The following is a 257-nucleotide window of genomic DNA, read 5'->3' on the forward strand; positions in this document are numbered from 1 at the left end:
TGATCATGCGCTAGATTGGTTTCTTGGTCCAGACCATAGGCAACTGCAGCAGCAGTAGGCTCAATTAAAAGTCGTAGTACATTTAAACCCGCAAGTTGTGCGGCATCGCGTGTTGCTTGACGATGAGCCTCATCGAAGTATGCGGGAACGGTAATCACTGCACCATTGACTTCATTTTTTAAGCTCGCTACAGCACGATCTTTTAGTTGCTTTAAAAGTTCAGCGGATACTTCAACAGGAGTTTTGCGGCCCTGAGC

Annotated in this window: 1 protein-coding gene; it reads right to left on the reverse strand. The window is 46.7% G+C overall.

Translation table 11 applies throughout. The features are described 5' to 3' along the window. The coding region (locus ACG9ZB_RS17540) for an Hsp70 family protein (protein WP_419326876.1) at positions 1-257 on the reverse strand (257 nt) is incomplete at both ends.

This window comes from Acinetobacter johnsonii (assembly GCF_048551975.1).
GTDB classification, from domain to species: domain Bacteria; phylum Pseudomonadota; class Gammaproteobacteria; order Pseudomonadales; family Moraxellaceae; genus Acinetobacter; species Acinetobacter johnsonii_A.